This window comes from Variovorax sp. 22077, assembly GCF_052044195.1.
Taxonomy (GTDB): Bacteria; Pseudomonadota; Gammaproteobacteria; order Burkholderiales; family Burkholderiaceae_C; genus Variovorax; species Variovorax atrisoli.
The window spans coordinates 1-6,545 of record NZ_JBQEQC010000052.1 but is presented as its reverse complement, the minus strand read 5'-3'; the positions used below and the strand labels follow the sequence as shown (position 1 = coordinate 6,545).

The 6,545-nt window shown below is 69.0% G+C and carries 3 protein-coding genes; all 3 read left to right on the top strand.

The genetic code is table 11. The features are described from left to right. Positions 1 to 493, top strand: a 493-nt coding sequence (locus ACTJLF_RS34285) for a phosphopantetheine-binding protein (RefSeq protein ID WP_440884857.1), incomplete at its 5' end; no start/stop codon positions are given. Beyond that, positions 493 to 5,124 carry an SDR family NAD(P)-dependent oxidoreductase gene (locus tag ACTJLF_RS34280; RefSeq protein WP_440884856.1) on the top strand — a complete coding sequence of 1,544 codons (4,632 nt, stop codon included), beginning with the start codon at positions 493 to 495 and terminating at the stop codon, positions 5,122 to 5,124. The genes ACTJLF_RS34285 and ACTJLF_RS34280, both read left to right, overlap by 1 nt. A gap of 13 nt (positions 5,125 to 5,137) precedes the next feature. After that, positions 5,138 to 6,545 (top strand): condensation domain-containing protein (locus ACTJLF_RS34275; protein ID WP_440884855.1); only part of this gene is annotated, 1,408 nt, incomplete at its 3' end.

The following is a 6,545-nucleotide window of genomic DNA, read 5'->3' as shown; positions in this document are numbered from 1 at the left end:
CATCGACACGGCAGCCCTGAAGCAGAAGCTGGGCGAGGCGCTGCCGGACTACATGGTTCCGAGCGTGATCGTGGAGTTGCAGGCGTTGCCGCTGAACGCGAACGGGAAGGTGGACCGTAAGGCGCTCCCCGTCCCCGCCATCACCAGCGACAAACCCTACGAGGCCCCGCAAGGCCCCATCGCCGAAACCATCGCCGCCATCTGGGCCGAAGTGCTGCAGATGGAGAAGGTCGGCATCCATGACAACTTCTTCGACCTCGGCGGGCACTCTCTGCTGCTGGTCCGCGTGCACCGCCTGCTCGAAGACAGGCTGCGCACTCCCGTCGCCCTGGTCCAGCTTTTCAAGTACCCCACGGTCGGTTCGCTGGCCCAGTGGATGGAGCGCGGCGCCGCCGAACCCGCGGCGTCTTCGCCCACGGCCGGCGACGACCGTGCGCTGCGCCAGCGCGCCGCCTTGCTTCAACGTCGCAAATCCGCGGAAAGAGTCAACTGATGAACACCATCAACGAACAGGCCGGGCAGGCCGATGCGGCCGCCACTACCGGCATCGAGATCGCCATCGTCGGCATGGCGGGGCGCTTCCCGGGCGCCGACGATGTCGACGCGTTCTGGCGCAACATCCGCGACGGCGTGGAGTCCGTCGCCGGCTTCACCGACGAGCAGCTGCGCGCCCGAGGAATTTCGCAGGAGCTGCTCGACGATCCGGCCTATGTGAAGGCGGGCGTCCAGTTCAAGGGCTTCGACCAGTTCGATGCCGGCTTCTTCGGTTACTCGCCGCGCGAGGCCGAGTATCTCGATCCGCAGCAGCGCATCTTCCTGGAGTGCGCGTGGGCTGCGCTGGAGCACGCCGGCTGCGACGCGCACAGCTGGCCGGGCAAGATCGGCGTCTACGCGGGCGAGGGCCCCAACCTGTACCTCATGCGGCACCTGCTGCCGGCGTTCGGCCTGGGTGACGGGCGAGGCATCGCCGACCTGCTGGGCCTGATGAGCGGCAACTCCGGCGGATCGCTGTGCACCCGCGTGGCCTACAAGCTCAACCTGCGTGGCCCGGCCGTCACGGTGCAGACCGCCTGCTCGACCTCGCTTGCCGCGGTGCACACAGCCTGCCAGTCGCTGCTGGGCTACGACTGCGACATGGCACTTGCCGGCGGCGTGTGGCTCAACCTGCTGCAGGACAACGGATACCTCTACCAGGCCGGAGCCATTCTTTCGCCCGATGGCCACTGCCGCGCCTTCGATGAGAAGGCCGCGGGCACGGTGATCGGCAGCGGCGCGGGCATCGTGGTGCTCAAGCGCCTCGACGACGCGCTGCGCGACGGCGACACCATCCACGCCGTCATCAAGGGCAGTGCCGCCAACAACGACGGCGCCGACAAGGTCGGCTTCACCGCGCCCAGCGTGAACGGGCAGGCCGAGGCCATCCGCGCTGCCCAGCTGATCGCCGGCGTGCCCGCCGAATCCGTGGGCTACATCGAGACGCACGGCACCGGCACGGTGCTCGGCGACCCCATCGAACTGGCCGCGCTGACGCAGGCCTTCCATGCCGATTCAGGCCGCACCGGGTACTGCGCCATCGGCTCCGTCAAGACCAACGTAGGCCACCTCGATGCTGCGGCTGGCGTCACCGGCCTCATCAAGACGGTGATGGCGCTGAAGCACAGGACGCTGCCGGCGAGCCTGCATTTCGAACGGCCCAATCCGCAGATCGACTTCGCGGCGAGCCCGTTCTACGTCAATGCCGCCACCAAGGCATGGCCCGCGGGCACCACGCCGCGACGGGCGGGCGTCAGCTCGTTCGGCATCGGCGGTACCAATGTGCATGTGGTGCTCGAAGAGGCACCGGCTGTGAAACCGGCCGAAGGATCGTCCAGCTGGCAGGTGCTGCCGCTGTCGGCCCAGAACGCTTCCGCGCTGCAGCAGGCCGGCCGGCAACTGGGCCGCCATCTCGAAGCGTCGAGCGACCAGTCGCTTGCAGACATCGCGCACACGCTGCAGAGCGGCCGTCGTGCGCAGCCGTTGCGCGCGGCCATCGTCGCCAACGGCAATGCCATGGCCGCACAGACACTGCTGTCGTCCGAGGGCGGGTTCGAGCAAGTGATGCGCGCGCCAGCCACCGCACCCGAGGTTGCCTTCCTTTTTCCCGGCGGCGGCACGCAGCACGCCAACATGGGCGCGGCTCTGTACCGCGACGACCCGGTGTTTCGCGGCGAAGTCGACCGCTGCTGCGCTCTGCTGAACGATGCGATGGGCATGGACCTGCGCCAGCTGCTGTACCCGGCGGCCGGTGCCGAAGCCGCAGCCGATCACAAGCTGTCGTGCATCGAATACACGCAGCCGGTGCTGTTCATCGTCGAGTACGCGATGGCCCGCGCCTGGATGGCGCGCGGCGTGCAGCCCGCGGTGATGCTGGGCCACAGCCTCGGCGAATACGTGGCGGCCTGCCTGGCCGGCGTGTTCAACCTGGAAGACGCGCTGCGCATCGTCACCGCGCGCGGCCGCCTGATGCAGTCGATGCCCGCCGGCGCGATGACGGCCATCGCGCTGACCGAGGCCGAGCTCGCACCGTTCCTCCAGGCCGGCTGCGACATCGCGGCGATCAATGGCGAGCAGCTGTGCGTGCTCGCGGGGCCGTTGCAGGCCGTCGAGGCGGCCGAGAAGCAGCTGTCCGCCCGCGGCCTGCTGCCGCGCCGCCTGCATGTCGCCATTGCGTCGCACTCGGCCATGACCGAGTCCATCGTGGCGGAACTGCAGCAGGTGGTCGCGTCGGTGCCGCGCCATGCGCCGCGCATCCCGTTCATCTCCAACGTCACCGGCAAGCCGATCACTGCTGAACAGGCTGTGGACCCTGCCTACTGGGGGAGCCATCTGCGCAGTACCGTGCGCTTCGCCGACGGGCTGGCCGTGCTGTTCGAGGCGCCCGGCCGAGTCGTGCTCGAAGTGGGCCCTGGCGAAACGCTGACCGGGCTCGCGCGCCAGCATCCGCTGGCTGTGTCGGCCGCGGGCATCTGGGCCAGCCAGGCACATCCGCAGCAGCAGGCCCGCAACGAGCGGCAACTGGCCAGCGTCACCGGCGCGCTCTGGTGCGCCGGCGTGGAGATCGACTGGGCCGCCTGCCGCGCAGGCCAGCCGCGTCGGCAGGTACCGCTGCCTACCTATCCGTTCCAGCGCCAGTCGTATTGGGTCGAAGCGGGCAGTTTCGAGGGCGGTGCCAAGGCCGGTACGACAGGCGCGCCGACCGACGCGTTCTACGTGCCCACCTGGAAGCGCACCGAACCGCTGCTGCCCGTGCAGACCCCTGCGCCGGCCGGCACATGCACGCTGGTGTTCGGCGAGACACGCAGCCTCACGGACAGCCTCATCCGCCACCTGCACCAGGATGCCGACACGCACCCGGTGGTCTGGGCGGAACATGGGCCGGCTTTCGTGGAGATCAGCCCGCGCCACTACGCGGTGCGTCCGGGTGAGCGTGCCGACCACGAGCAGGTGCTGCGCAAGGTGCAGGCCGAGCTGGGACCGGTCTCGAAGATCCATCACTTGTGGGGTGTTGACGACGAACTCGCGGCACCTTCGCAGTCGGACCAGATTCTGGAGCGCGGTTTCTTCAGCCTGCTGGCTCTCGCGCAGGCGCTGGACGCCGTGTCGGGCGGCAGCGAACGCAAGCTGGTGATCCAGGTCGTCGCCAACCAGATGGAGGATGTCAGCGGGCTGGAGCCCCTGTGCCCCGAGAAGGCCACGCTGTTCAGCCTGGCCAAGGTGATCGGACAGGAGTATCCGCACATCGACTGCCGCGTGACCGACGTGGTGTTGCCCGTGCCCGGCAGCGACGCGGAGGCATGGCTGGTGAAGCAGCTCGCGGCCGACATGCCGGCGCGTCATGACGAACCGCTGGTGGCATACCGCGGACCGCATCGCTGGGTGAAGGCCTATGAGCCGCTGGCCCTGCCGGCACCGGGCGCCGGGCCGCAGCAGCGGCTGCGCACGCACGGCGTCTACCTGATCACCGGCGGCCTCGGCGGCGTCGGGCTCTCCGTGGCGCGGCACCTTGCGAAGTCGTGGCAGGCGAAGCTGGTGCTGTTCGGGCGCACCCCGCTGCCGGAGCGCAGCGCCTGGGAATCGCTGGCCGCATCGCCCGAGCAGCCGGAGGCATTGCGCCGGAAGCTGCTGCAGCTGCTGGAACTCGAGGCGCTGGGCGGCGAAGTGCTCGTGCTGTCGGCAGACGTGGCCGACGAGGCGCAGATGCAGGCAGCCGCCGCGCAGGCCCGGGCGCGCTTCGGCGCCATCCACGGCGTGATCCATGCCGCGGGCCATGCCAATAGCGGGATGATCGGCCAGCGCACCCGTGCCATGGTCGACGCCGTGTTCGCCCCCAAGTTGCGCGGCACGCAGGCGCTGCTCGAAGCGGTGCGCGAGGACGCACTCGATTTCGTGCTCTTCTGTTCGTCGATTTCCGCCATGGCCGGCGGCCTGGGCATGAGCGACTACGCCGCTGCCAACGCGTATCTCGATGCACTGGCGGCACAGGTGCAGCGCAGCGCCCGCCACGCCGTCTTCTCTGTCAACTGGGACGCCTGGCGCGACCTCGGCATGGCAGCGGGCATGGTGTTGCCCGAAGGCGTCGGCATGGATGGCCCGGAGGGTGCACTGGTGCTGGAGCGTATCGTCAATGGCCCTGCGTTCTCGCAGGTGGTGATCTCCACGACCGACCTGGCGCAGCGCCTCGGCGAACTCGACAGCGGCATGCTCGAGCTGATCGAGTCCGGTCCCCTGGCCCATGCGGGGCGCGCCGGCCGCCGCAACCATCCGCGCCCTGCACTCGACACACCCTACGTTGCGCCCGATGGCGACCTCGAAACCGGGCTCGCGGCGGTCTGGCAGGACATGCTGGGCATCACCGCCGTCGGCATCCACGACAACCTGTTCGAACTGGGGGGCGATTCGCTGCTTGCCATCCAGATCCTGGCGCGCGTGCGCAAGGCCTACGAGATCGAACTCCACCCGGCCGCCTTCTTCAAGGCGCCAACCATCGCCGACCTGGCCCTGCTGGTCGAGACCCGCCTGATCGAAGAGATCGAGAACGGCGAAAGCAGCAAGAGCAAAGCCCCGGCCGATGCCGCCACCGTCTGAAACAAGCACCGCAATGCCCGAAATCCAGGATATCTCCGCACGCCGCGCCAGCCTGAGCGCCGAACAACGCGCCAGGCTGAAAGAGCGGCTGCGCGGCGCGCACGTGGCCGGCACGCGCGAAACCGAAAGCGCCATTCCCCCGCGTCCGCAGAAAGAGCGGGCACCGCTGTCCTTCGCCCAGCGCCGCCAGTGGTTCCTGTGGAAGCTGGACCCGGCCCGCACGGCCTATCACCTGAGCGGCGGCCTGGCGCTCTCGGGGAATCTGGATGTCGAGGCCCTGCGCGCGAGCGTGCAGGCGCTGGTCGACCGACACGAGTCGCTGCGCACCGTCTTCCGTGAGGAAGGCGATGGCGAAGTGGAGCAGGTCATTCTGGATACCCTGCCGGTCGCGCTGCCCTGCATCGACCTGAGCACGTTGGAGGCCGAGGCCCGCGAGGCCGCCATCGAGCATGAGGTGCGCGGCATTCGCACCGAGCCCTTCGACCTCACGCGCGGCCCGCTGATGCGCACCGTGCTGCTGAAGACCGGTGCGCAGGCGCATCGGTTGCTGGTCGTGATGCACCATATCGTGTCCGACGGATGGTCCGTGCAGCTCACGCTGGACGAACTGGCTGCGCAGTACGCAGCACGTGTGCGGGGGCGTCCGATGGCCCAGCCCGCGCTGCCTGTGCAGTACGCCGACTACGCCGTCTGGCAGAACCAGTGGCTCGAAAGCGGAGAGGGCGAACGCCAGCTCGCGTGGTGGCGCGATCACCTTGGCACCGAGCAGCCGGTGATCTCCCTGCACACCGACCGGCCGCGCAAGGCCGATGGCCGCTATGGCTCGGCGCGCGTCACGGTCGCGTTGCCGGCCGATACCGTCGCACGCCTGCGCCAGCAGGCCCAGGGGCAGGGCGCGACGCTGTTCATGGCGTTGCTCGCTGGTTTCAATGCGCTGCTGTTCCGGCACACGGGGCAGACCGATGCGCGCGTCGGCGTGCCCATTGCCAACCGCAACCGGGCGGAGACGGCGGGCGTCGTGGGGTTCTTCGTCAACACGCAGGTGCTGCGTGCGCGTATCGATGCGCGCATGACGCTGGCAGAGTTGTTCGTGCAGACGCGCGACACGGCGATCGGTGCGCAGACGCACCAGGACCTGCCGTTCGAGCAACTGGTCGGGGCGTTGCGGCCCGAACGCAGCCTCAGCGCAAACCCGCTGTTCCAGGTGATGTTCAACCATGTCCGGCGCGACCATCGTTCGCTGGCCGAGTGGCCGGGCGTATCGGTGCAGCGACTGGACTTCGAGGAAGAGGACGCGCAGTTCGAGCTGACGCTGCAGACGCTGGAACTCGAGGACGGCAGCGTGGAGGCGACGCTTCTCTATGCATCGGAGCTGTTCGACCGGGAGACGGTGGAGCGGATGGCCGGGCACTACCTGTCGG

What these genes read in the sequence shown, in the direction of transcription:
- ACTJLF_RS34280 (WP_440884856.1), top strand. Translation starts at nt 493, where the DNA reads ATGAACACCATCAACGAACAGGCCGGGCAGGCCGATGCGGCCGCCACT.